This is a genomic window from Pseudomonas fluorescens (genome assembly GCF_001307275.1).
Lineage (GTDB): Bacteria > Pseudomonadota > Gammaproteobacteria > Pseudomonadales > Pseudomonadaceae > Aquipseudomonas > Aquipseudomonas fluorescens_AA.
The window spans coordinates 3748628-3775343 of record NZ_CP012831.1 but is presented as its reverse complement, the minus strand read 5'-3'; the positions used below and the strand labels follow the sequence as shown (position 1 = coordinate 3775343).

General features: G+C 62.1%; 29 protein-coding genes. 17 read left to right on the top strand and 12 right to left on the bottom strand.

Going from position 1 to position 26716, the window contains the following annotated elements:
- The first annotated feature begins 84 nt into the window (after positions 1-84).
- The 6 genes from folM to AO356_RS16740 all read left to right on the top strand — a co-directional run bounded on the left by folM (position 85) and on the right by AO356_RS16740 (position 4028).
- Positions 85-795 (top strand): dihydromonapterin reductase, encoded by a 711-nt coding sequence (gene folM / locus AO356_RS16765; protein WP_060740691.1) that lies wholly within the window; start codon positions 85-87, stop codon positions 793-795.
- 20 nt (positions 796-815) lie between these two features.
- Positions 816-1376 carry a GTP cyclohydrolase I FolE gene (gene folE, locus AO356_RS16760; RefSeq protein WP_060740690.1) on the top strand — a complete coding sequence of 187 codons (561 nt, stop codon included), beginning with the start codon at positions 816-818 and terminating at the stop codon, positions 1374-1376.
- Positions 1377-1757, top strand: a complete 381-nt coding sequence (folX, locus tag AO356_RS16755; protein ID WP_014340149.1) for a dihydroneopterin triphosphate 2'-epimerase — start codon at positions 1377-1379, stop codon at positions 1755-1757. It begins immediately after the preceding gene.
- A gap of 98 nt (positions 1758-1855) precedes the next feature.
- Positions 1856-2152, top strand: a complete 297-nt coding sequence (locus tag AO356_RS16750) for a DUF1244 domain-containing protein (protein ID WP_003205454.1) — start codon at positions 1856-1858, stop codon at positions 2150-2152.
- Positions 2145-2483: a HopJ type III effector protein gene (locus tag AO356_RS16745; protein ID WP_060740689.1), complete on the top strand. Its 339-nt coding sequence runs from the start codon at positions 2145-2147 to the stop codon at positions 2481-2483. The genes AO356_RS16750 and AO356_RS16745 overlap by 8 nt, the downstream gene beginning before the upstream one ends.
- Positions 2484-2777: 294 nt before the next feature.
- Positions 2778-4028: an aspartate aminotransferase family protein gene (locus AO356_RS16740; RefSeq protein ID WP_060740688.1), complete on the top strand. Its 1251-nt coding sequence runs from the start codon at positions 2778-2780 to the stop codon at positions 4026-4028.
- 186 nt (positions 4029-4214) lie between these two features.
- Here AO356_RS16740 and trxB read toward each other — a convergent pair whose 3' ends face one another.
- On the bottom strand, positions 4215-5177 hold the full coding sequence (trxB, locus tag AO356_RS16735; RefSeq protein ID WP_003205459.1) for a thioredoxin-disulfide reductase: 963 nt from the start codon (positions 5175-5177) through the stop codon (positions 4215-4217).
- Between the two features lie 311 nt (positions 5178-5488).
- Here trxB and cysZ point away from each other — a divergent pair, with 311 nt between their 5' ends.
- Both cysZ and AO356_RS16725 read left to right on the top strand, forming a co-directional pair.
- Positions 5489-6244: a sulfate transporter CysZ gene (gene cysZ / locus AO356_RS16730; protein WP_053125122.1), complete on the top strand. Its 756-nt coding sequence runs from the start codon at positions 5489-5491 to the stop codon at positions 6242-6244.
- Between the two features lie 39 nt (positions 6245-6283).
- Complete coding sequence (locus AO356_RS16725; protein ID WP_060740687.1) at positions 6284-7483, top strand: glycosyltransferase family 4 protein; 1200 nt, start codon at positions 6284-6286, stop codon at positions 7481-7483.
- Positions 7484-7571: 88 nt separating this feature from the next.
- Here AO356_RS16725 and AO356_RS16720 read toward each other — a convergent pair whose 3' ends face one another.
- The 3 genes from AO356_RS16720 to AO356_RS16710 all read right to left on the bottom strand — a co-directional run bounded on the left by AO356_RS16720 (position 7572) and on the right by AO356_RS16710 (position 10090).
- Positions 7572-8675, bottom strand: a complete 1104-nt coding sequence (locus tag AO356_RS16720) for an NADH:flavin oxidoreductase (RefSeq protein ID WP_060740686.1) — start codon at positions 8673-8675, stop codon at positions 7572-7574.
- A 331-nt stretch (positions 8676-9006) separates the two neighbouring features.
- A complete protein-coding gene (locus tag AO356_RS16715) occupies positions 9007-9489 on the bottom strand; it encodes a glutathione peroxidase (RefSeq protein WP_060740685.1) in 483 nt (160 codons plus the stop codon).
- Between the two features lie 115 nt (positions 9490-9604).
- Entirely contained in the window at positions 9605-10090 is a 486-nt protein-coding gene (locus tag AO356_RS16710; RefSeq protein ID WP_060740684.1) for an FKBP-type peptidyl-prolyl cis-trans isomerase, read from the bottom strand.
- On the opposite strand from AO356_RS16710, the gene AO356_RS16705 reads away from it, so the two are divergent.
- Genes AO356_RS16705 through AO356_RS16695 form a run of 3 tightly spaced genes read left to right on the top strand, consistent with a single transcriptional unit; the run spans position 10059 to position 13466 of the window.
- Entirely contained in the window at positions 10059-10397 is a 339-nt protein-coding gene (locus AO356_RS16705; protein ID WP_060740683.1) for a DUF3565 domain-containing protein, read from the top strand. The two genes, AO356_RS16710 and AO356_RS16705, sit on opposite strands and share 32 nt — an antisense overlap.
- 60 nt (positions 10398-10457) lie before the next feature.
- On the top strand, positions 10458-12557 hold the full coding sequence (gene pta / locus AO356_RS16700; RefSeq protein ID WP_060740682.1) for a phosphate acetyltransferase: 2100 nt from the start codon (positions 10458-10460) through the stop codon (positions 12555-12557).
- The gene (locus AO356_RS16695) at positions 12558-13466 is read left to right on the top strand and encodes an acyltransferase (RefSeq protein ID WP_060740681.1); all 909 of its coding nucleotides are present in this window, start codon (positions 12558-12560) and stop codon (positions 13464-13466) included.
- A gap of 168 nt (positions 13467-13634) precedes the next feature.
- Here AO356_RS16695 and cysN read toward each other — a convergent pair whose 3' ends face one another.
- The 3 genes from cysN to AO356_RS16680 form a co-directional block, all read right to left on the bottom strand.
- The gene (gene cysN, locus AO356_RS16690; RefSeq protein ID WP_060740680.1) at positions 13635-15533 is read right to left on the bottom strand and encodes a sulfate adenylyltransferase subunit CysN; all 1899 of its coding nucleotides are present in this window, start codon (positions 15531-15533) and stop codon (positions 13635-13637) included.
- A gap of 9 nt (positions 15534-15542) precedes the next feature.
- Positions 15543-16460, bottom strand: coding sequence for a sulfate adenylyltransferase subunit CysD (gene cysD, locus AO356_RS16685; RefSeq protein ID WP_003178041.1), 918 nt, complete (start codon positions 16458-16460; stop codon positions 15543-15545).
- A 252-nt stretch (positions 16461-16712) separates the two neighbouring features.
- Positions 16713-17471, bottom strand: coding sequence for a Nif3-like dinuclear metal center hexameric protein (locus tag AO356_RS16680; RefSeq protein ID WP_060740679.1), 759 nt, complete (start codon positions 17469-17471; stop codon positions 16713-16715).
- 103 nt (positions 17472-17574) lie between these two features.
- Between AO356_RS16680 and algW the strand changes: the two genes are divergently transcribed.
- The 3 genes from algW (at position 17575) to AO356_RS16665 (ending at position 21867) form a co-directional block, all read left to right on the top strand.
- Positions 17575-18735 (top strand): Do family serine endopeptidase AlgW, encoded by a 1161-nt coding sequence (gene algW / locus AO356_RS16675; RefSeq protein ID WP_060740678.1) that lies wholly within the window; start codon positions 17575-17577, stop codon positions 18733-18735.
- 296 nt (positions 18736-19031) lie between these two features.
- The gene (locus tag AO356_RS16670; protein ID WP_060740677.1) at positions 19032-21134 is read left to right on the top strand and encodes a TonB-dependent siderophore receptor; all 2103 of its coding nucleotides are present in this window, start codon (positions 19032-19034) and stop codon (positions 21132-21134) included.
- A 13-nt stretch (positions 21135-21147) separates the two neighbouring features.
- Positions 21148-21867 carry a DUF4198 domain-containing protein gene (locus tag AO356_RS16665; protein WP_060740676.1) on the top strand — a complete coding sequence of 240 codons (720 nt, stop codon included), beginning with the start codon at positions 21148-21150 and terminating at the stop codon, positions 21865-21867.
- A 130-nt stretch (positions 21868-21997) separates the two neighbouring features.
- On the opposite strand, the gene AO356_RS16660 is transcribed toward AO356_RS16665, so the two are convergent.
- Genes AO356_RS16660 through AO356_RS16650 form a run of 3 tightly spaced genes read right to left on the bottom strand, consistent with a single transcriptional unit; the run spans position 21998 to position 23114 of the window.
- Positions 21998-22621 carry an SOS response-associated peptidase gene (locus AO356_RS16660; protein WP_060740675.1) on the bottom strand — a complete coding sequence of 208 codons (624 nt, stop codon included), beginning with the start codon at positions 22619-22621 and terminating at the stop codon, positions 21998-22000.
- A 39-nt stretch (positions 22622-22660) separates the two neighbouring features.
- Positions 22661-22921, bottom strand: coding sequence for a putative signal transducing protein (locus AO356_RS16655; RefSeq protein WP_024619861.1), 261 nt, complete (start codon positions 22919-22921; stop codon positions 22661-22663).
- A 10-nt stretch (positions 22922-22931) separates the two neighbouring features.
- Complete coding sequence (locus AO356_RS16650; RefSeq protein ID WP_060740674.1) at positions 22932-23114, bottom strand: CPXCG motif-containing cysteine-rich protein; 183 nt, start codon at positions 23112-23114, stop codon at positions 22932-22934.
- Between the two features lie 139 nt (positions 23115-23253).
- Here AO356_RS16650 and AO356_RS16645 point away from each other — a divergent pair, with 139 nt between their 5' ends.
- Positions 23254-24420, top strand: coding sequence for a 1-acyl-sn-glycerol-3-phosphate acyltransferase (locus tag AO356_RS16645; RefSeq protein ID WP_060740673.1), 1167 nt, complete (start codon positions 23254-23256; stop codon positions 24418-24420).
- 222 nt (positions 24421-24642) lie between these two features.
- Here AO356_RS16645 and AO356_RS16640 read toward each other — a convergent pair whose 3' ends face one another.
- Positions 24643-24924: a hypothetical protein gene (locus tag AO356_RS16640; protein ID WP_060740672.1), complete on the bottom strand. Its 282-nt coding sequence runs from the start codon at positions 24922-24924 to the stop codon at positions 24643-24645.
- Between the two features lie 367 nt (positions 24925-25291).
- On the opposite strand from AO356_RS16640, the gene AO356_RS16635 reads away from it, so the two are divergent.
- A complete protein-coding gene (locus tag AO356_RS16635; RefSeq protein WP_003185312.1) occupies positions 25292-25498 on the top strand; it encodes a hypothetical protein in 207 nt (68 codons plus the stop codon).
- 115 nt (positions 25499-25613) lie between these two features.
- Here AO356_RS16635 and AO356_RS16630 read toward each other — a convergent pair whose 3' ends face one another.
- Positions 25614-26198 (bottom strand): YajG family lipoprotein, encoded by a 585-nt coding sequence (locus tag AO356_RS16630; RefSeq protein WP_003205489.1) that lies wholly within the window; start codon positions 26196-26198, stop codon positions 25614-25616.
- Between the two features lie 205 nt (positions 26199-26403).
- Between AO356_RS16630 and AO356_RS16625 the strand changes: the two genes are divergently transcribed.
- Positions 26404-26637, top strand: coding sequence for a hypothetical protein (locus AO356_RS16625; RefSeq protein WP_014340171.1), 234 nt, complete (start codon positions 26404-26406; stop codon positions 26635-26637).
- The last annotated feature ends 79 nt before the right edge of the window (positions 26638-26716 follow it).

Here is a 26716-nt window from a genome sequence, read left to right as displayed (position 1 = left end):
GTCGCGACCGGATTGATCTTTGTACATAGGACGCGCCCCGCGTCGCTGTTATAGTTTTGCTCTTGCCGTGAACCGAGCCGTCCCATGTCCAGCGCCACCGCTCCGATCCTGATCACTGGTGCAGCCCAGCGCGTCGGCCTGCATTGCGCCCGGCGCTTGCTGGAGGACGGGCATCCGGTGATCGCGACCTATCGCACCGAGCGCCCCGGCGTGCAAACGTTGCGGGACCTGGGGGCAGTGGTGCTGTTCGCCGACTTCTCCAGCGAAACGGGGATCCTGGCCTTTATCGAACAACTCAAGCAACACACCGACCGGCTGCGGGCCATCGTGCACAACGCCTCGGCCTGGCTGGCCGAAGGCCCGGGCAGCGAAGCGGCGGCCTTCAACGCCATGTTCGGCGTACACATGCTTGCGCCTTACCTGATCAACCTGCATTGCGCCGAGTTGCTGCTGCGTTCAACGCCGGCGGATATCGTGCACATCAGCGATGACGTGACCCGCAAGGGCAGCGCCCGACATATCGCCTATTGCGCCACCAAGGCCGGCCTGGAAAGCCTGACCCTGTCGTTCGCGGCCAAGTTCGCCCCGGCGATCAAGGTCAACGGCATCGCCCCGGCCCTGCTACTGTTCAACCCCGAAGACGACGCGGCTTACCGCGCCAAGGCACTGGCCAAGTCCGCACTGGGTATCGAACCCGGCAGCGAAGTGATCTACCAGAGCCTGCGTTATCTGCTGGACAACCCTTATGTCACCGGCACGACCCTGACCGTCAACGGCGGGCGGCACGTCAAATAGCCTTGTTTCGAGGATGCACCATGACGCTATCCCTGCCCCAGAACTACCGCGAGATCCTCATCGGCCTGGGGGAAAACCCCGAGCGCGAAGGTTTGCTCGACACCCCGGTGCGTGCCGCCAAGGCCATGCAGTACCTTTGCCACGGCTATGAACAAAGCGTCGAGCAGATCGTCAACGGCGCGCTGTTCGCCTCTGACAACGATGAAATGGTGATCGTCGCCGACATCGAACTCTATTCCCTGTGCGAACATCACCTGTTGCCCTTCATCGGCAAGGCCCATGTGGCTTATATTCCTACCGGCAAGGTCCTGGGGCTGTCGAAGGTCGCCCGGCTGGTCGACATGTTCGCCCGCCGCCTGCAGATCCAGGAGAACCTGACCCGGCAAATCGCCGACGCGGTGCAGCAGGTCACCCAGGCCGCTGGCGTGGCGGTGGTGATCGAGGCCCAGCACATGTGCATGATGATGCGCGGTGTCGAAAAACAGAACTCGACCATGAACACCTCGGTGATGCTCGGCGCCTTTCGCGATTCCAGCACCACGCGCCAGGAGTTCCTGCAATTGATTCGACGGAGCAAGTAAATGCCACAACTTCAGCCAGCCATGGCACGCATCAAGGTCAAGGACCTGCGCCTGCGCACCTTCATCGGCATCAACGAGGATGAAATCCTCAACAAGCAGGATGTGTTGATCAACCTGACCATCCTCTATGCCGCCCAGGAGGCGGTGCGCGACAACGACATCGACCACGCGCTGAACTACCGCACCATCACCAAGGCGATCATTGCCCACGTGGAAGGCAACCGCTTCGCCCTGCTCGAACGCCTGACCCAGGAATTGCTCGACCTGGTCATGGCCAACGAGTCGGTGCTGTACGCCGAAGTCGAAGTCGACAAGCCCCACGCCTTGCGATTCGCCGAATCAGTGTCGATTACGCTCGCAGCAAGCCGGGCTGCTTCATAGCCGCTACAGGCTTCAGGCTGTAAGCTTCGAGCCTGACCACCGTAATCCAAACTTGCAGCTTGAAGCGCGCCGCTTGAAGCTGTCTCGCAGAGATCCCCATGAACGACCAACAACGCCTCGAACTCGAAGCCGCCGCTTTCCGTCGGCTGGTTGCCCACCTGGACAGCCGCAAGGATGTGCAGAACATCGACCTGATGAACCTCGCCGGCTTCTGCCGCAACTGCCTGTCCAAGTGGTACAAGGCCGCCGCCGATGAGCGCCAGGTCGAGGTCAGCCTCGACGACGCCCGCGAAGTGGTCTACGGCATGCCGTACGCCGAATGGAAAGCCCAATACCAGAAAGAAGCCAGCGCCGAACAACAGGCGGCGTTCGCCAAAGGAAAACCCGATGCCTGACCTCAATACCCTGCGTACCCGCCTCAAGAGCGGCGAACATGCCTTCGCCGACACCCTGGCCTTTATCGCCGCCGGTTACGACTACCAGCCCCAGGCCTTCAATAACGGCGGCGTGCAAAACGCCGCCGGGCAGAACGAAGGTTCGTGCAAGACCCTGGGCCTGGCACTGCTCGAAGGCTTGAGCGATGAAGAAGCGCTGCTGGCATTCGGCGAACATTACCGTTCGGTACTGGCCACGCCCGAAGGCAGTGATCATGGCAATATTCGCGCGCTGATGGTGCATGGGCTGGCAGGTGTGAAGTTCGACGAGCAGCCGCTGCAACGGCGCTGATCGATCCTAGCCGTGTGAGATCCGCTTTTGTGGCGAGGGAGCTTGCTCCCGCTGGGCTGCGCAGCAGACCCAAGCAGTCAAACTCAATTTGCCTGGCACACCAGCTCGCCAGGTTTCGGGGCCGCTTCGCGCCCCAGCGGGAGCAAGCTCCCTCGCCACAAGCTCATTCCAAGTAAGCGGCGCCTCACCACATCCCGACTTTTAAGATTGACCCGGCAACTTTATTTCGTTTGCCGGGCTCCTCTGCTCGCGGCTTAGATAACGGAAATTTCTCCTTCGTCCGGGCCGTCATCCATGAGCAGCGAAACCATCAGCCAATCGATCTCCATCGTGCATCCCGTCAGCCTCAGCCACGGCAGGAATGCCGAGGTCTGGGACACCGACGGCAAACGCTACATCGACTTTGTCGGGGGCATTGGTGTGCTGAACCTCGGCCATTGTCATCCGCGCATTGTCGAGGCGATCCGCGAACAGGCTACGCGGCTGACTCACTACGCATTCAACGCCGCCCCTCACGCTCCCTATATCGAATTGATGGAACGCCTGGCGGCGTTTGTCCCGGTGGATTACCCGGTCAGCGGCATGCTCACCAACAGCGGCGCCGAGGCGGCGGAGAACGCCTTGAAGATCGTGCGAGGCGCCACGGGCCGTACCGCCGTGATCGCGTTTGACGGTGCCTTTCACGGCCGCACCCTGGCGACCCTCAACCTCAACGGCAAGGTCGCGCCTTACAAACAGAAAGTCGGTGTCCTGCCCGGGCCGGTGTATCACCTGCCGTACCCCAGCCAGGACAACGGCGTCACCTGCGCAGAGGCCTTGAAAGCCATGGAGCGGCTGTTCAGCGTCGAGATCGATGTGAATGACGTGGCCTGTTTCATTGTCGAACCGGTGCAGGGCGAAGCCGGCTTCCTGGCGATGGACGTGCCCTTCGCCCAGGCCCTGCGGCAGTTCTGTGACGACAAGGGCATTGTGCTGATTATCGATGAGATCCAGTCCGGCTTCGGCCGCACCGGCCAGCGCTTTGCCTTCTCCCGATTGGGCATCGAACCAGACCTGATCCTGTTGGGCAAAAGCATTGCCGGCGGCGTGCCCCTCGGTGCGGTGGTGGGACGCAAGGCGCTGCTGGACAACCTGCCCAAGGGTGGCCTGGGCGGCACCTACTCGGGTAACCCCATCGCCTGCGCCGCCGCACTGGCGACCCTGGACGAAATGACCGACGCCAACCTGCACGCCTGGGGCGTGCAACAGCAAGAGGCGATCGTCAGTCGCTACGAATCCTGGCGCAGCCGCGGGCTAAGCCCTTACCTGGGCCGCCTGACCGGCATCGGCGCCATGCGCGGCATCGAGCTGAGCCAGGCCGACGGCACCCCGGCGTCGGCACAATTGACGCAACTGCTGGCCCTGGCGCGGGAATCGGGCTTGTTGCTGATGCCCAGTGGCAAGTCGCGACACATCGTGCGGCTGCTGGCGCCATTGACGACCGAGCCGGCAGTGCTGGAAGAGGGCTTGGATATCCTGGAGGCGTGCCTGGCGAAGCTGGCCTGAATGCAGTGCTTCTGAGCACACAAAAACCCTGTGGGAGCGAGCTTGCTCGCGATAGCGTCAAGTCTGCCGACATCGATGTTGAGTGATACACCGCCATCGCGAGCAAGCTCGCTCCCACAAGGGTTCACCGCCAGGTATTCGGGTATTAAAAAACCGGCCGAAGCCGGTTTTTTTATGCCCGATGGATCAGAACGAAGCGTTCTGCAGGCCATCCAGGTAACGCTCGGTGTCCAGGGCTGCCATGCAACCGGCACCGGCCGAGGTGATCGCCTGGCGGTAGACGTGGTCGGCCACGTCGCCGGCCGCGAAGATCCCTTCGACGCTGGTGGCGGTGGCGTTGCCGTCGCGGCCGCCCTTGACCACCAGGTAGCCGTCCTTGAGTTCCAGCTGGCCTTCGAACAGCGAGGTGTTCGGCGTATGGCCGATGGCGATGAAGACGCCGTCGACCTTGATCTCGTCAAAGCTGCCGTCGTTGTTCTTCAGGCGGGCACCGGTCACACCCATGTTGTCGCCCAGCACTTCGTCCAGGGTCGCGTTGAGCTTGAGGATGATCTTGCCTTCGGCGACGCGGGCATTGAGCTTGTCGATCAGGATCTTCTCGGCGCGGAAGGTTTCGCGACGGTGGATCAGGGTGACCGTGCTGGCGATGTTGGCCAGGTAGAGCGCTTCCTCGACCGCGGTGTTGCCGCCACCGACCACAGCCACTGGCTTGTTGCGGTAGAAGAAACCGTCGCAGGTGGCGCAAGCCGACACACCTTTGCCCATGAAGGCTTCTTCCGACGGCAGGCCCAGGTAACGAGCGCTGGCGCCGGTGGCGATGATCAGGGCATCGCAGGTGTAGGTCGCGCTGTCGCCGGTCAGGGTGTACGGCTTGGCGGCGAAATCCACGGCGTTGATGTGGTCGAAAACGATCTCGGTCTCGAAGCGCTCGGCGTGTTCCTTCATGCGCTCCATCAAGGCCGGGCCGGTCAGGCCGTGGACGTCACCCGGCCAGTTGTCGACTTCGGTGGTGGTGGTCAATTGACCGCCGGCCTGCATGCCGGTGATCAGCAGCGGCTTGAGGTTGGCACGGGCCGCATAGACCGCAGCGCTGTAACCGGCAGGGCCGGAACCAAGGATAATCACTCGCGAATGACGCACTTCAGACATGACCTGCTCCTGTTGACCGGACCTTGCGGGCCGGAACGCCGGGTGAGCGGCGTGAATAAAAAAGGACCGTTGACGCACTTGGGGAAGGCTTGGGTTCGACAGTCCTGCAAAAGAATGGGTGCAGCGTATCGAGGGAGCGAAGATTAAGGAAATACGGTTTAACAATCCAGCTCATAGGTGAGCTCTATTCCCAGCGGCCCTTTTAATAGGCGCCCTCGCCTCAAGAAACGTTGTTACACGCCATGTCGCCGCTTTCCCGCGCTGGGCAAAGCCGGTAAGGTCGGCGCGTTCACCTTCGCTCGGAGTCACCTATGCCCGCCCCCGTCCTGTCCGGCCCGCAATATTTGCGAGAAGGCCTCAAGCTGGTCCTGAGCCCGGGCCTGCGCCTGTTCGTACTCTTGCCCCTGGCGATCAACCTGGTGCTGTTCGTCGGATTGATCTACCTGGCCGGCCATCAGTTCAGCCTGTGGGTCGATACGCTGATGCCGTCGCTGCCAGAGTGGCTGAGTTTCCTCAGCTATGTGCTCTGGCCACTGTTCGTGGTGCTCGTCGTGCTGATGGTGTTCTTTACCTTCACCATGCTCGCCAACATCATCGCCGCGCCGTTCAACGGTTTTCTCGCGGAAAAAGTCGAAGTGGTCATCCGTGGCACCGACGACTTCCCGGCCTTCAGCTGGGCCGAATTGATTGCCATGATCCCCCGGACCCTCGGTCGTGAAGCGCGCAAACTCGGCTATTTCCTGCCCCGCGCCCTGGGGTTGTTCGTGCTGTCGTTCATCCCCGTGGTCAATCTGGTGGCGGCACCGCTGTGGCTGCTGTTCGGCGTGTGGATGATGGCGATCCAGTACATCGACTACCCGGCGGACAACCACAAGCTGGGCTGGAACGAAATGCTCGCCTGGCTGCGGGAAAAGCGTTGGCAGAGCCTGGGTTTTGGCGGCAGCGTGTACCTGGTGCTGCTGATCCCGGTGGTGAACATCCTGATGATGCCAGCGGCGGTGGCCGGGGCGACCTTGTTCTGGGTGCGCGAGCAAGGCGCCGAGACCGCCCTGGCCCGTCAGGGCTGAGCCGTCACAAATCCATCATCCTGGCGTCACAATGACGAAATGGCCCCGGTCGACACTGGGGTCATGACCACACCCCTGCACATTACCCTGATCACCGAAACCTTCCCGCCGGAAATCAATGGCGTGGCCAATACCTTGGGCCGCCTGTACGACGGCTTGCGCGCCCGCGGGCATCAGGTCGAGTTGATACGGCCTCGCCAAGCCGACGACTTACGCCAAGCCAGTGACGAGCAGTTGCTGCTGTGCCGGGGCTGGCCGTTACCAGGCTATCCGGGCTTGCAGTGGGGCCAGGCGTCGATGCACAAGCTGCTCAGGCGCTGGAAACGTCATCGTCCGGACGTGCTCTACATCGCCACGGAAGGGCCGCTGGGTTTGTCGGCACTGCGGGCGGCACGACGCCTGGGTATTTCGGTGGTCAGTGGTTTCCACACCAATTTCCAGCAATACACCCAACAGTACGGCCTCGGGCTGTTGAGTCGCGTGCTCACCCATTACCTGCGCTGGTTTCACAACCGCTCCAGCCTGACCCTGGTGCCCAGTCTCAGCCAGCGCCTGGAACTGGAACGACGGCATTTCGAGCGCGTGGCGTTGTTGTCCCGCGGCGTGGACAGCCAACTGTTCCATCCGGTCAAGCGCTCGTCGAGCCTGCGCGAAGCGTGGGGCCTGGGCGACGACGACATCGCCGTGCTCCATGTCGGACGCCTGGCACCGGAAAAAAACCTGGGGCTGCTCAAGCGCAGTTTCGAGACGCTGTGCAGCGCTTTTGCGGGGCGACGGATGAAGCTGGTGATAGTCGGCGACGGCCCGCAACGATCCGAGCTGGAGCAGGAATTGCCCGAGGCGATCTTTTGCGGCTCGCAACGCGGCGAGGCGCTGGCCAGCCACTATGCGTCCGGGGATGTGTTTGTCTTTCCGAGCCTGACCGAAACCTTCGGCAACGTGGTGTTGGAGGCGCTGGCGTCCGGGCTGGGTGTGGTGGCCTACGATCAGGCCGCGGCTGCGCAACACATTCGCCACGGCTATAACGGCGTGCTGGCGATGCCAGGGGATGAAGAGGCGTTCTGCGATGCCGCCCGTTGGCTGCTGGAGGAGCGCGAGACCTTGCGTTGTGTGCGGCTCAATGCTCGCCAGCATGCCAGTCGCCAGGGTTGGGCGGCGGTGATCGAGCAATTTGAAGCGCAGCTGCGAGGGGTTTGTCAGGTCGAATCGTCGCTGCCTCAGGCCGTGTCGCAACGCTGAAAAGCATCGCGGGCAAGCCTTGCTCCCACACGACTGACAACTCTGTGGGAGCAAGGCTTGCCCGCGATGAGGCCCTACAAGGCGCCGCTTAAACCAAGGTCATCAAGGCTTCGCGACTGAACGGCAAGATCTCCTGCTCCCGCCCTTCACGGACTTTTTGCGCCCAGTCCGGATCCACCAGCAGCGCACGCCCCACCGCCACCAGGTCGAACTCATCGTTGTTCAAGCGCTCCAGCAGCTTTTCCAGGCTGGCCGGTTGCGCGACTTTGTCGGTGTTGACCATGAACTGCAGGAACTCGCCATCCAGGCCGACGCTGCCGACGGTGATGGTGGGCTTGCCGGTGAGCTTGCGGGTCCAGCCGGCCAGGTTCAGCTCGGAGCCTTCGAACTCCGGCTCCCAGAAACGCCGTGTCGAGCAATGGAAAATGTCCACGCCCGCCTCGGACAACGGCTTGAGGAATTCGCCCAAGGCTTCGGGGGTCTGCACCAGGCGCGCGGTGTAATCCTGCTGCTTCCATTGGGAGAAGCGGAAAATGATCGGGAAACCCTCGCCCACTGCCGCCCGCACGGCCCGGATCAATTCGATCGCGAAGCGCGAGCGGTTGGCCAGGCTGCCGCCATAACCGTCAGTGCGCTGGTTGCTGCCTTCCCAGAAGAACTGGTCCACCAGGTAGCCGTGGGCACCGTGGATTTCCACCCCGTCCATGCCGATGCTCTGGGCGTCTTTCGCCGCCTGGGCAAACGCAGCGATAACCTCGTCGATATCGGCCTGGGTCATGCCGTGGACCACCACCTGGCCGTCCTTGAGTTTTTCGCTCGGACCATAGCCGGGCACGCTGGCATCCGGCTCGGTGCCGATGCGTCGCACACTGCCCACGTGCCACAACTGTGGAACGATCTTGCCGCCTTCGGCATGCACCGCATCGACCACCTGCTTCCAACCGGCCAGCGCGGCGTCACCGTAGAAATGCGGCACATTCGGATAACCGTTGGAGGCCTTGTGCCCGACCGTCGTGCCCTCGGTGATGATCAGGCCGACCCCGGCCGCCGCGCGGCGACGGTAGTACTCGACCACCTTGGCATTCGGCACGCCGCCCGGCGAAAAGGAACGGGTCATCGGCGCCATCACCACCCGGGTTGGCAATTCGAACGCGCCGAGGTGGAAGGGTTTGAACAGGGCTTTTGCAGGCATGGGGCACTCCACGGGACGAAGTCACAGATCGGATATGACGACGATAATATGGAGCATGGGGAGCGCTGGGTAGCACTATTGATTTGAATGATTAAGGATCAGAAGGAAGCGCTGAGGGGGCTCGACCAGAACCCTGTGGCGAGGGAGCTTGCTCCCGCCCGGTTGGTAGGAGCTGCCGAAGGCTGCGATCTTTTGATTTTCGCTTGAGACTCAAGTGATTGGGGAAAGATCGCAGCCTCGTTGCACTCGACAGCTCCTACGGGCGCAGCCCAGCGGGAGCAAGCTCCCTCGCCACAGGGGGACATCATCATGGCTGCAATGCCCTTGGGAATCAGCTCAGTGCTTTTTCGATCGCCTGGATCACCGTGGGATCATCCGGTGCCGTACGCGGCGAGAAGCGCGCCAGCACCCGGCCGTCCTTGCCGAGCAGGAATTTTTCGAAGTTCCAGGTAATGTCCCCGGGAAACTCGGCCCCCTCGCCCGCCAGCAGACGGTACAACTGGTGACGATCATGACCGTTCACGTCCAGCTTGCTGGACAGCGGGAACGTCACGCCGTAGTTGAGGCTGCAGAATTCCTGGATTTCCTGCTCGGTCCCCGGCTCTTGCCCGGCGAACTGATTGCAGGGCAGGCCCAGCACGCTGAACCCCTTGTCCTTGTATTGCTGGTAAAGATTTTCCAGCGCCGCGTACTGAGGCGTCAGGCCACATTTGGAGGCGACGTTGACCACCAGCACGACTTGCCCCTTGAACGGCGCCAGAGCAAGCTCCTGACCATCCAGGGCTTTGAGTTTAAGGTCGTGGAAAGCACTCATGACGAACTCCAGGTTTGCGGATCTTTTCGAAAACAGCCATGGGTGATGCTAACAGCAAGCGACTAAAAAGGCGCCATAGGGCGCCTCTCCAGTCAACTTGAGCGTAGCGCACAAATCAGTGGTGATGACCACCTTCGCCATGGACGTGACCATGGGCGATCTCTTCCTGGCTGGCGTCACGGATGTCGACGATCTTGACCTTGAAGTTCAGGCGCTGGCCAGCCAACGGGTGGTTGCCGTCAACGGTGACGTCATCGCCTTCCAGGTCGCGGATGGTGACGATCTGCATCTGGCCATCGGGTGCCGAGGCGTGGAACTGCATGCCCACTTCCAGCTCATCCACGCCTTCGAACATGCTGCGGCTCAGGGTGCTGACCAGTTCGGCGGAGTATTCACCGTAAGCGTCTTCCGGCTCGACGGCAACGTTCAGGTCGTCACCGACCGCTTTACCTTCCAGGGCTTTTTCCAAGCCCGGGATGATGTTGCCTGCGCCATGCAGGTAGACCAGCGGAGCGCCGCCGGCAGAGCTGTCGATGACCTCACCAGCGTCGTTGGTCAGGGTATAGTCGATGGAGACAGCCTTATTGGCGGCGATCAGCATGGGGCGAGACCTTTTGCATAAGAATGAAGAACGGACAAGTCTAAACAAGGATTTGCCCGAAAGCGAACGGAACCCGGACAAACGGGCCTGCTCGAACAGACCGACGGTCACTGGTTTGCATCAGGATGAGGACGGGCACTGGGTGGCCGAGCTGTCCTGCGGCCATACCCAGCACCTGCGCCACCAGCCACCCTGGCAGTCCCGGGCCTGGGTACTGGACCCTGTGCAACGTATTGAAAAAATAGGCCAGCCCTTTGCTTGCGGCTGGTGCGCTCAAGGCCCGGTTAGCGATAACCTTGGCGACTGAATTGTGGGTAGACGGCCAGTCATAGGCCGCGCCATTGCCATGCTCCTTTAGAGAATCCGCATGCAAACTTTTTTTATCGCACCCACCGATTTTGGTGTGGGCCTGACCTCCATCAGCCTCGGGCTGGTGCGTACCCTCGAACGGGCCGGGCTGAAAGTCGGCTTTTTCAAACCCATTGCCCAGCCGCATCCCGGCGACACCGGGCCGGAGCGCTCCACCGAGCTGGTGGCCCGCACCCATGGCCTCAAGCCTCCGCAGCCCCTGGGCCTGGCGCACGTCGAGCGCATGCTCGGCGACGGCCAGCTCGATGAGCTGCTGGAAGAAATCATCACCCTTTACCAGCAAGCGGCCATCGGCAAGGACGTGCTGGTCGTCGAAGGCATGGTCCCGACCCGCAACGCCAGCTACGCCGCCCGGGTCAACCTGCACCTGGCCAAGAGCCTCGACGCCGAGGTCATCCTGGTGTCGGCACCGGAGAACGAAGTGCTGACCGAGCTTTCCGGGCGGGTAGAGTTGCAGGCGCAACTGTTCGGCGGGCCGAAGGACCCGAAAGTCCTCGGGGTGATCCTGAACAAGGTCCGCACCGAGGAAAGCATGGAGGCGTTTTCCGCACGGCTCAAGGAGCACTCGCCCTTGCTGCGCAGCGGCGATTTCCGCCTGCTCGGTTGCATCCCGTTTCGCCCCGAACTCAACGCCCCGCGCACCCGCGACGTGGCCGACCTGATGGGCGCCCAAGTGCTCAATGCCGGCGACTACGAAACCCGGCGCATGAGCAACATCATCATTTGCGCCCGCACCATGCGCAACACGGTGGAACTGCTCAAGCCCGGCGTGCTGGTGGTAACCCCCGGCGATCGCGACGACATCATCCTCGCCGTGAGCCTGGCCGCGATCAACGGCGTGCCACTGGCCGGCCTGCTGCTGACCAGCGACACCCTGCCCGACCCACGCATCATGGACCTGTGCCGCGGCGCCTTGCAGGCAGGGTTACCGGTGCTGTCGGTGAGCACCGGCTCCTATGACACCGCCAACCTGCTCAACGGCCTGAACAAGGAAATTCCCATCGATGACCGCGAACGTGCGGAGATCATCACCGATTTCGTCGCCAGCCACCTGGACGCCAAATGGCTGCACCAGCGCTGCGGCACACCGCGGGAAATGCGCTTGTCGCCGGCGGTGTTCCGCTATCAGTTGATCCAGCGCGCCCAAGCCGCCAACAAACGCATCGTGCTGCCCGAAGGCAGCGAACCGCTGACCGTCCAGGCCGCCGCCATTTGCCAGGCCCGGGGCATTGCCCGCTGCGTGTTGCTGGCCAAACCGGCCGACGTCGAAGCGGTGGCCCGCGCCCAAGGCATCGAGCTGCCGCCGGGGCTGGAGATTCTCGACCCGGATTCGATTCGCGAGCGTTATGTCGAACCGATGGTGAGGTTGCGCAAGAGCAAGAGCCTGAACGCGCCGATGGCCGAGCAGCAACTGGAAGACACCGTGGTCATCGGCACCATGATGCTGGCCCTGGATGAAGTGGACGGACTGGTATCCGGGGTCATCCACTCCACCGCCAACACCATCCGTCCGGCGTTGCAACTGATCAAGACCGCGCCGGGTTGCTCCCTGGTGTCCTCGGTGTTTTTCATGCTCTTCCCCGAAGAAGTGCTGGTCTACGGCGACTGCGTGATGAACCCGCACCCCAGTGCTGCGGAACTGGCGGAAATCGCCCTGCAAAGCGCCGACTCGGCCGCCGCGTTCGGCATCACGCCACGGGTGGCGATGCTCAGCTATTCCAGCGGCGAGTCGGCCAGTGGCGAAGAAGTGGAAAAAGTCCGTGAAGCCACCCTGCTGGCCCACGAAGCCCAGCAGGGCCTGCTGATCGACGGTCCGCTGCAATACGACGCCGCCGCCAATGAAACCGTGGCGCGGCAATTGGCGCCCAACAGCCAGGTGGCCGGCCGGGCGACGGTGTTCATCTTCCCCGACCTCAACACCGGCAACACCACCCACAAGGCCGTGCAGCGCAGCGCCGATTGCGTCAGCCTCGGGCCGATGCTGCAAGGCTTGCGCAAACCGGTGAATGACTTGCCCCGCGGCGCCCAGGTCGACGACATCGTGTACACCATCGCCCTGACCGCGATCCAAGCCGCCAACCGACCTCTGGATATTTAAATGCTGGACTTCCTGCCTCCCCCTTTGCGCGGCGTCATTGCCTCGCTGCTGTTGGCGCTGAACACCATCGCCTGCTGCACGCCGCTGTTCATCGTGGCGATTTTCAAGCTATTGCTGCCCTTCCCCACCGCCCAGCGCTTCACCGACTGGCTGATGGGCCACATCCACGAGGCCTGGATCAGCAACAACAAGGCCTGGATGAACCTGCTGCGCCGTACCCGCTGGCATCTCAGTGGCCTGGAGGGCCTGGACTACCAGCATTCGTACCTGATCACCAGCAACCACCAGAGCTGGGTCGACATCATGGTGTTGCAGTACGTGCTGAACCGGCGCATCCGGCCGTTGAAGTTCTTTCTCAAGCAGGAACTGATCTGGGTGCCGGTGATCGGCCTGGCCTGGTGGGCCCTGGGCTTCCCGTTCATGAAGCGTTACTCCAAGGCGTACCTGGAGAAACACCCGGAAAAGAAAGGCAAGGACCTGGAAACCACTCGCAAGACTTGCGCGAAGTTTCGCAACAACCCCGTGGGCATTTTCAACTTCGTCGAAGGCACGCGTTTCACCGACGGCAAGCATGCCCAGCAACAGTCACCGTTTCGCTACCTGCTCAAGCCCAAGGCTGGCGGCATCGCGTTTGTGCTCGATGCCATGGGTGAACAACTGGAATCGATCATCAACGTGACCATCCATTACCCGGGCGGACGTCCGGGGTATTGGGATTTGCTCTGCGGCAACGTTGGGGAAGTGGTGGTGCATTTCCAGGAACTGAAGATCCCGCCGCAGTTCATCGGCAAGAACTACGACCAGGACGGCGTGTATCGCCTGGAGTTCCAGGGCTGGATCAACCAGCTGTGGCAGGACAAGGATGCGTTGCTTGCGCAGATGCACCGCGAGTATCCCGGTAAATCCTGAGGTGTCTGTACTGGCCTCATCGCGAGCAAGCTCGGCTCCCACAGGGATTGTTGGTGAAAATGGACATCCCTGTGGGAGCCGAGCTTGCTCGCGATAGCGTCCTTCCAGACAACAAAAAGCCCGCAGACGATCACTCATCTGCGGGCTTTTTACTGACAGCGGCGTTCCTTAGATCGCCCCACGCTTGCGCAGCAGATCCAGCACCTGCTTGACGCTCTCTTCCAGTGTCAGCGCCTGGGTGTCAATGACCAGGTCGGCATCCAGCGGCACGTCATACGGGAAGGACTCGCCCGGGATGTTGTCGCCGGCGGCGGCATACAGCCCTTGCGGATCACGCTGGGCACACACTGCTGGCGAGGCCTGGACGTAGACCGTCAGCAGACGCTCACGGCCGATCAGGTCCTTGGCCTGCTCACGCCCTTCGGCACTCGGCGCGACGAACGCGGCGAGGGTCAGCAGGCCGGCTTCGTTGAACTGACGAGCGACATGCGCCGCACGGCGCCAGTTCTCGGTCCGCCCGGCACGATCCTGGGGCAGGCCCTTGTTCAGGTCATGGCGCAGGTTCTGGCCATCGAGGACAAAGACCGCACGACCCGAATCGAACAACTTGCGCTCGACCGCATAGGCCAGGGTGCTTTTACCCGCGCCCGACAGGCCACTGAACAAGACCGTGGCCGGTTGCTGGCCGAAGCGCTGGGCGCGTTCTTCCACCGACACATGGGCCAGTTTGCCGTGGTGCGTGCTGCTGCCGTGGGTCAACGGCTGGGCGACGATCATACCGGCACCGACCGTGCCGTTGGTGAGACGATCGATGACGATGAAGGCGCCGGTGGTGCGGTTGCTTTCGTAACCGTCCAGGGCGATCGGCGCATCCAGGGCGATCTTCACCTTGCCGATTTCGTTGAGCTGCAGCGCGCTGGCCGGGCCCTCTTCGAGGGTGTTCACATCCACCTTGTTGACGATGCTGGCAATGGAGCCCGGCACGTAGCTGGTGGCGCGCTTGATGTCGTATTTCTTGCCCGGCAGCATCGGCTCTTCGGCCATCCACACCAGCATCGCTTCGAAGCTGTCGGTGACCGGCGGAACGTTGTCGGCATGCACCAACAGGTCGCCACGGGAGATGTCGATCTCGTCTTCCATGGTCAGCGTGACCGCCTGGCCTGGACCGGCGTGCTCCAGCTCGCCTTCGAAGGTGACGATGGATTTCACGCGGCTGCTCTTGCCCGACGGCAGCACCACCACTTCGTCGCCCTTGTGCACGATGCCGCTGGCGAGGGTGCCGGCGAAACCGCGGAAGTTCAGGTTCGGACGGTTGACGTACTGCACCGGGAAACGCAGGTCGGTGAAGTTGCGGTCGCCCGCCACTTCCACGGTCTCGAGGATTTCCATCAGCGACTGGCCGGTGTACCACGGCGAACGCTCGGACTTGTTCACCACGTTGTCGCCCTTGAGGGCGGACATCGGCACGAAGTGCATGCTGGTGGGCTTCATCTTCAAGCCTTCGGCGAACTTCAGGTAGTCGGCCTTGATCGACTCGAACACGCCCTGGTCGAAGTCCTTGAGGTCCATCTTGTTGATGGCCACGACGATGTGCTTGATGCCCAGCAACGAGGCGATGAAGCTGTGGCGACGGGTCTGGGTCTGCACGCCGTAGCGGGCATCCACCAGGATGATCGCCAGGTCACAGGTGGAGGCACCGGTGGCCATGTTGCGGGTGTACTGCTCATGGCCGGGGGTATCGGCGATGATGAACTTGCGCTTGGCAGTGGAGAAATAGCGGTAGGCGACATCGATGGTGATGCCTTGCTCGCGCTCGGCCTGCAGGCCGTCGACCAGCAACGCCAGGTCGATATCGTCCCCGGTGGTGCCGACTTTCTTCGAATCGCGGGTGATGGCTTCCAGGTGATCTTCGTAGATCATCTTGGAGTCGTGCAGCAGGCGCCCGATCAGGGTGCTCTTGCCGTCGTCGACGTTACCGCAGGTCAAAAAGCGCAGCAGCTCTTTACGCTCGTGCTGGCCCAGGTAGGCGAGGATGTCCTCGCTGATCAAATCAGATTGATGCGACATGACAGCCCCTTAGAAATAACCTTGACGTTTTTTATCTTCCATCGAGCCTGCGCCATCGTGGTCGATGACCCGGCCCTGGCGCTCGGAAGTTCGCGTCAGGAGCATTTCCTGGATGATATCCGTCAGGCTTTCGGCCTCGGACTCCACCGCGCCCGTCAACGGGTAGCAGCCAAGGGTACGGAAACGCACTTTCTTCTTGACGATACGGGCTTTGTCTTCGTCGGACAGGTGCTCGAGGATGCGCTCGTCGTCGATCATGATCAGCGTGCCGTTCTTCTCGATCACCTCACGCTCGGCGGCGAAGTACAGCGGCACGATCGGGATACCTTCGAGGTAGATGTACTGCCAGATGTCCAGCTCGGTCCAGTTCGACAACGGGAATACGCGGATCGACTCGCCTTTGTTGACCTTGCCGTTGTAGACGTTCCACAGTTCCGGACGCTGGTTCTTCGGGTCCCAGCGGTGCTTGCTGTCACGGAACGAGTACACGCGCTCCTTGGCGCGGGATTTCTCTTCATCGCGACGGGCACCGCCGAACGCGGCGTCGAAACCATATTTGTCCAAGGCCTGCTTGAGGCCTTCGGTCTTCATGATGTCGGTGTGCTTGGCACTGCCGTGGGTGAACGGGTTGATGCCCTGCGCCACGCCGTCCGGGTTCACATGGGTGATCAGGTCCAGGCCCAGTTCCTCGACCATGCGGTCGCGGAACTTGTACATTTCCTGGAATTTCCAGCGGGTGTCGACGTGCATCACCGGAAACGGCAGCTTGCCGGGGAAGAACGCCTTGCGTGCCAGGTGCAGCATCACGGCGGAGTCTTTACCGATGGAGTACAGCATCACCGGGTTATCGAACTCGGCGGCCACCTCGCGGATGATGTGGATGCTTTCCGCCTCCAGCTGTTTCAGATGCGTCAGTTTGTCGACCATGGCTACTCACGAAAACTTTCTTATGAACGGCCAGCGGGCCGTGTTCGAGCGGGGAATCCTAGCACAGCGACCTCTTCTAATCAGGGCGCCAACTAGATCGAAACAGCATATGGATATGCCTGGTGGTTCGGGCACTGCAACCGCTTTTTGTGGGAGCGAGCTTGCTCGCGATAGCAGTGTATCAGTCAGCACTGAGGTTGACTGACCCACCGCCATCGCGAGCAAGCTCGCTCCCACAATGGTTATAAGCAGTCAGATGGGATTCGGGCAATCGATGAAGATGTGCTCCAGGGCAAAGCGTCGCGCCAAGTAGTCGCCCAGCGCCTGGACACCGTAGCGTTCAGTCGCATGATGCCCTGCGGCGATGAAGCTGATGCCGTTTTCCCGAGCACTGTGGAATGTCTGCTCCGACGCCTCGCCGCTGAGGTACAGGTCGACCCCGGCCAGCACCGCCTGATCGATATAACCTTGGCCACCACCGGTGCACCAGCCGACCCGGCGGATCATCTGCCCGCCTTCGATCAGCAGGGGCTCGCGCCCCAGGGCATCCTGAACCTTGCGCGCGAAATCCCGCGCCGTCATTGGTTCGGACAGGGAGCCGACCAGACCGACAACCTTGGGGTTATCCGGGTCCAGGGGGCCCTCGACGGTGATGTCCAACTGGCGGGCCAACTGCACGTTATTGCCCACCTCGGGGTGCAGGTCCAGGGGCAAGTGATAGGCCAACAGGCTGATGTCATGCTTGAGCAACGTCTTGAGGCGACGCTGTTTCATGCCGGTGATACAAGGGTTCTCGCCCTTCCAGAAATAACCGTGATGCACCAGCACCAGGTCGGCCTCGGCCTCGACGGCGGCATCGAGCAGCGCCTGGCTGGCGGTGACACCGCTGACGATGCGCATCACCTGGGGCGCGCCTTCGACCTGCAGGCCGTTGGGGCAATAATCGGCAATCCGGCTGCTTGCCAGGTAACGGTCCGCTTCTTCAACCAGGGTGTTCAGGGCTACGGCCATAAAAGACTCCTAAATATCCCGTTCAGAGGCGCGCGCGGCCTCGTATAATGCGCGACATTATGGGCGGTCTCATACCGCCTGCAACCTTTGTAGGACGTGCTTAATGCTCAAGGCGCTGCGTTTTTCCGGCTGGCCGCTGTTGGCCGGCGTGCTTGTCGCTCTACTGATTATCCAGCGCTACCCGGAATGGGTCGGCCTGCCGAGCCTCGACGTCAACCTGCAGCAAGCGCCGCAAACCAAGGCGGTGCAGCAGGGGCCGGTGTCCTATGCCGACGCCGTGACCACCGCCGCGCCGGCCGTGGTGAACCTGTACACCACCAAGGTCATCAACAAGCCCAGCCATCCGCTGTTCGAAGACCCGCAGTTCCGGCGCTTCTTCGGCGACAACTCGCCCAAGCAGAAGCGCATGGAGTCGAGCCTGGGCTCGGGCGTGATCATGAGCCCGGAAGGCTACATCCTGACCAACAACCACGTCACCGCCGGTGCCGACCAGATCGTGGTGGCCCTCAAGGACGGCCGTGAAACCCTGGCTCGGGTGATCGGCAGCGACCCGGAAACCGACCTCGCGGTGCTGAAGATCGACCTCAAGAACCTGCCGGCCATCACCATCGGCCGCTCCGACAGCATTCGCATCGGCGACGTGACCCTGGCCATCGGCAACCCGTTCGGCGTTGGCCAGACCGTGACCATGGGCATCATCAGCGCCACCGGGCGCAATCAGTTGGGCCTCAACAACTATGAGGATTTCATCCAGACCGACGCCGCGATCAACCCCGGCAACTCCGGCGGCGCGCTGGTGGATGCCAACGGCAACCTCACCGGGATCAACACGGCGATCTTTTCCAAGTCGGGCGGCAGCCAGGGCATCGGTTTCGCCATTCCGGTGAAGCTGGCGATGGAGGTGATGAAGTCGATCATCGAACACGGCCAGGTGATCCGTGGCTGGCTGGGCATTGAAGTCCAGCCGCTGACCCAGGAGCTGGCGGAGTCCTTCGGCTTGTCCGGACGGCCCGGTATCGTGGTGGCGGGGATTTTCCGCGACGGTCCGGCGCAGAAGGCCGGCCTGCAACTGGGCGATGTGATCCTGAGCATCGATGGCGAACCGGCCGGCGATGGCCGCCGCTCGATGAACCAGGTGGCGCGGATCAAGCCCACCGACAAGGTAACGATCCAGGTCATGCGCAACGGCAAGGAGCTCAAGCTCACCGCCGAAATCGGCCTGCGCCCACCGCCGGCGCCGGTAGTGCTCAAGGAAGAGCAGTAGCCGCAGGGCACATCCTGGGGGCCTGAAAAAACTTGTGGCGAGGGGATTTATCCCCGCTGGGTTGCGCAGCAACCCCAAAATCAGATACCGCGGTCCATCAGACGAACCGCACCAACGGGTCTACGGCTGCTGCGCAGCCGAACGGGGATAAATCCCCTCGCCACAAAGATGCCTACCTGCACTCCAATGTTATCCCCCTGGCAAACCTATCCAGATTCCACTTGAAATTACAGATAGCATAAATTCTCATTGGTAGTGTTATATTGTTTCAATACTAAAAATTGGAACAATATAACATGCCACCCCTAAAACGGATTTCAGCTGCCAGCCTCGCCTTGGGACTACTGGGCGATCCGGCCTACGCCGAGGAAATCCAGCCCCTGGAACTGGACGCCATCACCGTGACGTCCGACTACGAATCCCCCACCGGCCCTGTCACGGGCTATCGCGCCACCCGCTCGGCCAGCGCCACCAAAACCGACACTGCCCTGCGCGACATCCCGCAATCGATCAGCGTGATTCCCGCCAGCGTGCTCAAGGACCTGGGCAGCACCAGCGTCGAGCGAGCCTTGGAATATGCCGGCGGTGTGTCGAAGCAGAACAACTTCGGCGGCCTGACGCTCTACGAATACAGCGTGCGCGGCTTCACCACTTCAGAGTTCTACAAGGACGGCTTCAGCGCCAACCGCGGTTATCCGAGCACGCCGGACGCCGCGAACATCGAACGCATCGAAGTGCTCAAGGGCCCGGCTGCCAGCCTGTATGGCCGGGGCGATCCCGGCGGTACGGTGAACATTGTCACCAAGAAACCGCAACCGGAAGCCTTCACCACCCTGCAGACCAGCGCCGGCAGTTGGGACCGCTACCGCACCGCGCTGGACGTCAACACGCCACTGGACACCGAGGGCAACCTGCTGTCGCGGGTCAACCTGGCGGTCGAGGACAACAATAGCTTTCGCGACCATGTCGGCAGCAAACGTGTTTTCATCGCGCCTTCCATCAGTTGGCAGTTGAACCCCGACACCCGGTTGCTGGTGGAAAGCGAAATCGTGCGCCACAGCTCGACATTCGACCGTGGCATTGTCGCCCCGAACAATCGCTGGAGCGGCGTTTCCCGTTCGACCTTTTTGGGCGAACCCAACGACGGCGACATCGACAACCACAACAACATGCTCCAGGCCGCCCTCGAGCATCAGCTCAACGACGCCTGGCAGTTACGCTTGGCCAGCCATTACAAGCAGGGCGAACTCTGGGGCTTCGCTTCCGAGGCGCGCCCGCTGAACGCCGACGGCCACACAGTGAACCGCCGCTACCGCGAGCGCGACAACAATTGGCACGACAGCATCACCCAACTGGAACTGCGCGGCCTGTTCGACCTCGGCCCGTGGCAGCACGAACTGCTGGTCGGCAGCGAATACGAGGACTACCGCAAGAACGAGCGCGTGACCAACATCGCCGGCGCTTACCCCATCGACATCTATCAGCCAGTCTACGGCCAGCCAAAACCCACTGGCACGCCCTCCGGCACAGACTTCTTCGAACATGTGCAAAGCCGCGCACTGAACCTGCAGGACCAGATCATCTTCACTGACAAGCTGCGGGGCATGCTCGGCGTGCGGTATGAGCATTTCGAGCAGAGCATCGACGACCACACCCGCAATCGCACCAATCGCCAACGCCATGATGCCCTGACGCAGCGGGCCGGCCTGCTGTATCAACTGACACCCGAAGTCGGGCTGTTCGCCAACGCCTCCACCTCGTTCAAGCCCAACAACGGCCTGGATGCCAGTGGCAAGACTTTCGACCCCGAGGAAGGCGTCGGCTATGAAGTGGGGATCAAGAGCGAGTGGTTCGACGATCGCCTGAGCACCACCCTGGCGGCCTTCCATATAGAGAAGGAAAACGTCCTGAGCCCGGTCGCCGGGACCGACTTCAGTCGCGCCATCGGCAAGGCCCGCAGCCAGGGCATCGACCTGCAGGTGACCGGGCAGGTAACCGACGCCGTGCGGGTGATCGGCGCCTATGCCTACATCGATGCCGAAGTGACCAAGGGCGACGAAACCATTCCCACCGGCAGCCGGATCCTCGGCGTCGCCAAACACAGCGGCAGCGTGCTGGGGGTCTACGAATTCCAGGACGGGCACCTGCGCGGTTCGGATGTCGGCGCGGCGCTCACTTACGTCGGCGATCGCTCGGGCGAAGCCGGCAAGGATTTCGAACTGCCGGCCTATCACACCGTGGACCTGCTGGCCCATTACAAGGCCAGCGACGACGTCACCGTGGGCCTGAACCTGAACAACGTCTTCGACGAAAAATACTACGAGCGCGCCTACAGCAACTACTGGGTCACCCCCGGCGAACCACGCAATTTCACCGTCAGTCTTACCCTCGCTCTGTAAAAGGAAAAACGCCATGAAACACCCCAAGACCTTCGCCCTGCTCGGCCTGCTCCTGGCCGCACAGGCCTCGGCCCATGGCTTGTGGACCGAACAGCGTCGCGGCAACATCGAAGTGATCTACGGCCACGGTGCCGAAGACAATGCCTTCAAGGCGCAGAAAATCAGCGGTGCCTGGGCCTATGACCTGGGCGGCAAGATGATTCCGGTCACCGTAGAGCGCCTGCCGGACCACGCCCGCCTGCAACCGCTCAAGCCACCGGCCGTGCTGGCGGTGGCGCTGGACAATGGCATGTGGTCCCAGACGGCGGACAAGAAGTGGATCAACGAAGGCCGCAGCAAAGTGCCCGGGGCGATCGAGTCGACCCAGACGTTCAAGTACAGCCTGGCGATCTATGAGCCGGGGGCGAAACTGCCGGCGCTTGCACCGATCAAGTTCGTGATCCTGCCGGAAGTCGACCCGCTGACCGTAGGCCCGGGCCAGTCATTGCCGGTACGGGTGCTGCTGGATGGCAAACCGGCGGCCGGTGTGAAACTGGTGGGCGACTACCGCAGCGCGCCGAACACCGTCTCGACCGAAACCGATGCAGAAGGCCGGGCCAAGGTGCTGGTGCGCAACGAAGGCCTGAATGTGATCGCGGCGCAGATGGAAATTGCGCTCAAGGACAACAAGGACGTGGCCACCCGCGGCGTGTTCACCTCGCTGACCTTCCTGGGCGAACCGCACCACGAGTAGGTTGACTGACACGACGCCATCGCGAGCAAGCTCGCTCCCACAGGGGGTAGGCGGTGAACACATTTTTTGTGAACACCCCACTGTGGGAGCGAGCTTGCTCGCGATGAGGCCGGCACAATCCCCGCAAAGCTCAAGCCGGGGTCAAGCACTCCGGCCCATTGAGCTTCGGATCATTGACCATATTGGCCAATACCCGCTCGCGCAGTGGCGCCGGCTCGCTTGCCAGCAACCCTTGCAAGGCATGCAGCGGTGTCTGCGGGTCGAGCCACAGGCGCTGGCCTTCTTCGTCCAGGATCAACGGCCGGCGCTGCCCCGCCGCCGGCTGGGTGATGACCGCCGTGCTCAGCCACACCTGCTCCTGCACCGGATACGCTTCCCAGATCGCGGCAAAAAACAGCGACGAGCCCTCCCCCGGCGTCAGCCAGTACGGACGCTTGCGTGTGCCGCCGCGCCACTCATAAAAGCCGTTGGCCGGCAGCAGGCAGCGGCGCAGGCGCAAGGCCTCGCGAAACATCGGCTGCTCGGCCACGGTTTCGGCCCGGGCATGGGCCGGGGTGCGGGACAAGTCGGTCAGCCACGGCGGCGTCAGGCCCCAACGCGCCCGAGCCAGCTCGCGCTGGCCCTCGGCGCCGGCCCGTAGCATCAGCACCGAATCGTTGGGCGAAATATTCCACTGGGCCTTCTGATCGGCGGGAAAACCGGGCAGGCCCGCAAAGGTGGGGTTCCAGCGAAACAGGGCATAACGTCCACACATGGGGCAACACGACTCTTGATCGAACGAACGACCGCCAGCCTAACAGACCAGCGTGCCGGGGTAGCTGTCCGGTTCATCGCCGGGCAGCGGCAGCGCGACATTGTACGCGGCGATCAACTCACGGGCGTATTGCGCCTGCTCGTCCTCCACCGCCAGCCCCAGCAGGCCCTGCATGGGCAACTCCCCCGCGCCGCCGAGCAAATCACGCCCCACCAGATGCGCCGTGATGCCTTCGCTCGCAAGCATCCCTTGCAACAACTCGCCTTCCATCAGGTTTTCCAGCTCGTAGATTCGCTGCATGGGCGCCCCATCATTCGTTTTCGCTGAAGACTTCGAGATGCCATTCCTCGCCATGGACCTGCAGCACAAAGGTGATCGGTCGACAGCACACCTGACAGTCCTCGATGTAGGTCTGGTCGCCGCCGGACAAGTCCACGGTTGTCTCCACATCCTCCCCGCAATAGGGACAATCATAATGAGCCTGCTCCAGCATCGCGGTCTCCCAAGTGACTTGTGCGTATAATCGCCGGTCTATTTGCAGGGCTATTTTCGTCTGGCTTATCTTCCAGGCCGTGCCCCGTCGTTTTTTCGATCGAACCTTTACTTACCCTAGCCGTTTCCAACAAGAGAGCATGATGGGCGAATTCGATGCCATCCGACCTTACGACGACAGCGAAGTCCCAGCGGTGCTGGCACGGCTGCTCGGCGACAAGGCGTTTCTAGATATCCTCACCCACTTCCGCTTCCCACGCCTGGCCGGCGCCTTCGGCTGGATGCTCAAACCCCTTATAGCGCAAAGATTGCGCCGTGAGTTCGCCGGTGTGACGTCGGTCGCCACTTTGCAGGACAAGGTGGAGTTCTACGTCGACCACACCATCGAGCGCGCCACCGATGGCGTGACCTACACCGGCGTGGAGCAATTCAAGTCCGGCAGCGCGTACCTGTTCATCGCCAACCACCGCGATATCGTGATGGACCCGGCCTTCGTCAACTACGCCGTATACCACGCCGGCCTGCCGACGCCGCGCATCGCCATTGGCGACAACCTGCTGCAGAAACCTTTTGTCAGCGACCTGATGCGCCTGAACAAGAGCTTCATCGTGCACCGCTCCATCACCGGACGGCGGGAAAAAATGGCGGCGTACCAGTTGCTGTCGGCGTACATCAACCATTCGATCCGCAACGACTGCGCCTCGATCTGGATCGCCCAGGCCGAAGGGCGGGCCAAGGACGGCGACGACCGGACCGAATCGGCGATCCTCAAGATGTTCCACATGAGCCGCAAGGACGAGCCGTTCGGCGAGGTGATCCAGTCGCTGAACCTCACGCCGGTGTCGATCAGCTACGAATACGACCCGTGCGACCAGGCCAAGGCCCGCGAGTTGTACATCCGCGCCACCACCGGCACCTACACCAAGGCACCGGGCGAGGACGACGTGAGCATCGCCAAGGGCATCACCGGCTACAAGGGCCGGGTCCACGTGAACTTCGCCGCGCCCATCACCGAGCTGTTCGAGGACACCAAGCAATTGGCCCTGGAAATGGACCGGCAGATTCTCGGCGGCTACCGCCTGTTCCCGGTGCATTACCTGGCTTACGCCCAATGGGCCGACGCCGACCCGCAGTTGCAGGTGCCGACGGCGGCCGAAGTGTTTGGTGCCGATGAACTGGCCAAGGCCCAGGAAGAATGGCAGCGCCGGCTGGACGCTTGCCCGCCGGAACACCGGCCGTTCCTGGTGCTGCAATATGCGACGCCGGTGCGTAATCAGTATCGGGTCAAGGCCGGGTTGGCGCTTTAAGCGACAGGTCTGGGGACACAGGGTCTCTGTGGCGAGGGAGCTTGCTCCCGCTCGATTGCGCAGCAATCGCAAAACGGGCTTGCGGTTAGTCAGAGCCTTGGGGCTGACCGTTCAAGAGGGGGCTGCTTCGCAGCCCAGCGGGAGCAAGCTCCCTCGCCACAAAAGCACCTTTGCCTGGCGGCCCTCGCTTGCGCTGCAAGCGCCCTCGCCACAGCTACGCAGTCAGAACTGCGTACTGATCCACGACACCAGCAACGCCAGCGCCAGGCAGCCAAAGCCGAACCGATAGAAAAACCGGTTCATGCGCTGGGTGGCCAGGTCCAGCAGTGCTTCGAAGCGCTCCTCGCCATTGCCATTGCGTGCTTGCAGGCAGGCTCGCGCCCGTTGTTCACGGCGACGCGTCGCGTGCAATACCCAGCCGCCCGGGCAGGCAAACAGCAACGCGAGCAGGTTGATCAGTTTGGCGGGGTGGGCGGCGAACAACGAAAACAGATGCAGCGACATCACGAACCTCAAGCGAAAAACGGACAGGACAGACACGCCCGGTAGCCTACGAACAGGGCGCGGATTCTACCGAAAGCCTGCCGTCCTGCACCGTTTTTTCCGACCAGTAACGACCGGCTGGGATAATGGCCTGGTGACTTCGTGGCGAGGGAGCTAGCTCCCGCTGGACTGCGCAGCAGTCCCAAAAAAAGCTTGCACGATTAACCTGACACACCGAGACGCTAGTCGGGGGCTGCTACGCAGCCCAGCGGGAGCAAGCTCCCTCGCCACAGGCTCCGCAATCAATCCTCGGGTTAATTTCCCCCGTAACGGTTTCGTCATCTGAATAGGCCACTCTGTCGCCCTTCAAACCCGCACGGAACCCGTCATGCTGCACGCCGAAAACCAGGATCGCCTCTATCTCATCAGCCCAAGCGACGAACAACAGAACCTCGTCGACAGCCTGTCCTTCAATGTGCAGGACCGCCATTGGCTGGTGTACTGCGCCCTCGGCGGCCATCAACATGCCGACCTGCCTGAAACAGACCTGCTGACCGGGATCAGCGTGCTGGAATTCTATTCCCAGGCCGCCTGAAAAAACTGTGGGAGCGAGCTTGCTCGCGATAGCGGTGGATCAGCCGACATCGAGATGGCTGACACGCTGCTATCGCGAGCAAGCTCACTCCCACAGGGGTTACAGGACTTAATGCTTACTCAGCCAGCACCTGGCCAATGGTCGGGTCCTTGAACAGCCGGGTCAGGGCATCGCTCAATACGTCACTGACCAGCTTGGTGTTGGTGTCCTGGTTGGGCGCCATGCCGAAGCGCTGATCCAGGGACGCACCGTAACGACCACTGTAGCGGCGGTTGGCGTTCTGCACGTCGGAGCGGAAAGTCGCGCCAATGGTGGCTTCGGTCACGTACATGCCTTCCTTGGGCGACTGATACTTGAGCTCAGCCAGGGTCACGGTCAGTTGCGGTGCATTCAAGGCATTGGCGGTCGGCGTGAAGCCCAGCAAACGCACCGCGGCTTCAGCCTGGGCCTGCAGCTTGGGCAGGATCTGCGCACCCTGCACCGTGATCACGCTGGTTTCCGGGTACAGCCCGCCACGGGTGCCGAGCGTCGGCGACGGACGACCGTCCACGACCCGCACCACCACCGGCTGGCCACGACCCACAGGCGCCAGTTGGGCATTGAGCTTGGGCTCCGGGTTAAGTTGTTGCGGGCTGTGGGCGCAGCCGACGAGGGTCAGACTGGTCACAGCGATCAAACCGAACAACAGGCGTTGCAACATGCTCTTCTCTCCAGAATCGGGCACAAACAGGCCGGCAGTATAGCGGTGCGCCATCGCCGTGAACTAGCGTCGCACGATGAATACTGAAATGTCTGACACGGGCCGTGATTGCCGGTTCCTGTCACCCCATTGTCACGGTCCTTACATTGGCATGTCATGGCCCGCTGTCAGGCTTGCTCCAAGCTCCCTGACCCGGTATTCGCTCATGCGCTTCCTCATTTCCCTGTTCACCCCGCGTCCCCATCACCGCAGCTTCGCCCTGCTCGATCGCAACGGCCGTTGCCAGGCCTTCAAGCAGTGCAGCCTGCAACCCATGGGCGAGGGCTGGGTGGAAATCGACGAAATCCGCCTCAACTGGTTGCACCAGCCATTGCCCGCCAGCGCCCGCGTGCAACCGCTTCGTGCCCGCGCACGCAACCGGCAACTGTTGACCATCTGACCGGACGGCTAATAAAAGTCATTAAACACGACCATTTCCCTGCGTTTCTTCGATACAATCTCCCCCCGATTATAAGGAC

Coding starts and splice junctions, on each gene's coding strand:
- folM (WP_060740691.1), top strand. CDS start 85: ATGTCCAGCGCCACCGCTCCGATCCTGATCACTGGTGCAGCCCAGCGC.
- folE (WP_060740690.1), top strand. CDS start 816: ATGACGCTATCCCTGCCCCAGAACTACCGCGAGATCCTCATCGGCCTG.
- folX (WP_014340149.1), top strand. CDS start 1,377: ATGCCACAACTTCAGCCAGCCATGGCACGCATCAAGGTCAAGGACCTG.
- AO356_RS16750 (WP_003205454.1), top strand. CDS start 1,856: ATGAACGACCAACAACGCCTCGAACTCGAAGCCGCCGCTTTCCGTCGG.
- AO356_RS16745 (WP_060740689.1), top strand. CDS start 2,145: ATGCCTGACCTCAATACCCTGCGTACCCGCCTCAAGAGCGGCGAACAT.
- AO356_RS16740 (WP_060740688.1), top strand. CDS start 2,778: ATGAGCAGCGAAACCATCAGCCAATCGATCTCCATCGTGCATCCCGTC.
- trxB (WP_003205459.1), bottom strand. CDS start 5,177: ATGTCTGAAGTGCGTCATTCGCGAGTGATTATCCTTGGTTCCGGCCCT.
- cysZ (WP_053125122.1), top strand. CDS start 5,489: ATGCCCGCCCCCGTCCTGTCCGGCCCGCAATATTTGCGAGAAGGCCTC.
- AO356_RS16725 (WP_060740687.1), top strand. CDS start 6,284: ATGGCCCCGGTCGACACTGGGGTCATGACCACACCCCTGCACATTACC.
- AO356_RS16720 (WP_060740686.1), bottom strand. CDS start 8,675: ATGCCTGCAAAAGCCCTGTTCAAACCCTTCCACCTCGGCGCGTTCGAA.
- AO356_RS16715 (WP_060740685.1), bottom strand. CDS start 9,489: ATGAGTGCTTTCCACGACCTTAAACTCAAAGCCCTGGATGGTCAGGAG.
- AO356_RS16705 (WP_060740683.1), top strand. CDS start 10,059: ATGGAGACAGCCTTATTGGCGGCGATCAGCATGGGGCGAGACCTTTTG.
- AO356_RS16710 (WP_060740684.1), bottom strand. CDS start 10,090: ATGCTGATCGCCGCCAATAAGGCTGTCTCCATCGACTATACCCTGACC.
- pta (WP_060740682.1), top strand. CDS start 10,458: ATGCAAACTTTTTTTATCGCACCCACCGATTTTGGTGTGGGCCTGACC.
- AO356_RS16695 (WP_060740681.1), top strand. CDS start 12,558: ATGCTGGACTTCCTGCCTCCCCCTTTGCGCGGCGTCATTGCCTCGCTG.
- cysN (WP_060740680.1), bottom strand. CDS start 15,533: ATGTCGCATCAATCTGATTTGATCAGCGAGGACATCCTCGCCTACCTG.
- cysD (WP_003178041.1), bottom strand. CDS start 16,460: ATGGTCGACAAACTGACGCATCTGAAACAGCTGGAGGCGGAAAGCATC.
- AO356_RS16680 (WP_060740679.1), bottom strand. CDS start 17,471: ATGGCCGTAGCCCTGAACACCCTGGTTGAAGAAGCGGACCGTTACCTG.
- algW (WP_060740678.1), top strand. CDS start 17,575: ATGCTCAAGGCGCTGCGTTTTTCCGGCTGGCCGCTGTTGGCCGGCGTG.
- AO356_RS16670 (WP_060740677.1), top strand. CDS start 19,032: ATGCCACCCCTAAAACGGATTTCAGCTGCCAGCCTCGCCTTGGGACTA.
- AO356_RS16665 (WP_060740676.1), top strand. CDS start 21,148: ATGAAACACCCCAAGACCTTCGCCCTGCTCGGCCTGCTCCTGGCCGCA.
- AO356_RS16660 (WP_060740675.1), bottom strand. CDS start 22,621: ATGTGTGGACGTTATGCCCTGTTTCGCTGGAACCCCACCTTTGCGGGC.
- AO356_RS16655 (WP_024619861.1), bottom strand. CDS start 22,921: ATGCAGCGAATCTACGAGCTGGAAAACCTGATGGAAGGCGAGTTGTTG.
- AO356_RS16650 (WP_060740674.1), bottom strand. CDS start 23,114: ATGCTGGAGCAGGCTCATTATGATTGTCCCTATTGCGGGGAGGATGTG.
- AO356_RS16645 (WP_060740673.1), top strand. CDS start 23,254: ATGATGGGCGAATTCGATGCCATCCGACCTTACGACGACAGCGAAGTC.
- AO356_RS16640 (WP_060740672.1), bottom strand. CDS start 24,924: ATGTCGCTGCATCTGTTTTCGTTGTTCGCCGCCCACCCCGCCAAACTG.
- AO356_RS16635 (WP_003185312.1), top strand. CDS start 25,292: ATGCTGCACGCCGAAAACCAGGATCGCCTCTATCTCATCAGCCCAAGC.
- AO356_RS16630 (WP_003205489.1), bottom strand. CDS start 26,198: ATGTTGCAACGCCTGTTGTTCGGTTTGATCGCTGTGACCAGTCTGACC.
- AO356_RS16625 (WP_014340171.1), top strand. CDS start 26,404: ATGCGCTTCCTCATTTCCCTGTTCACCCCGCGTCCCCATCACCGCAGC.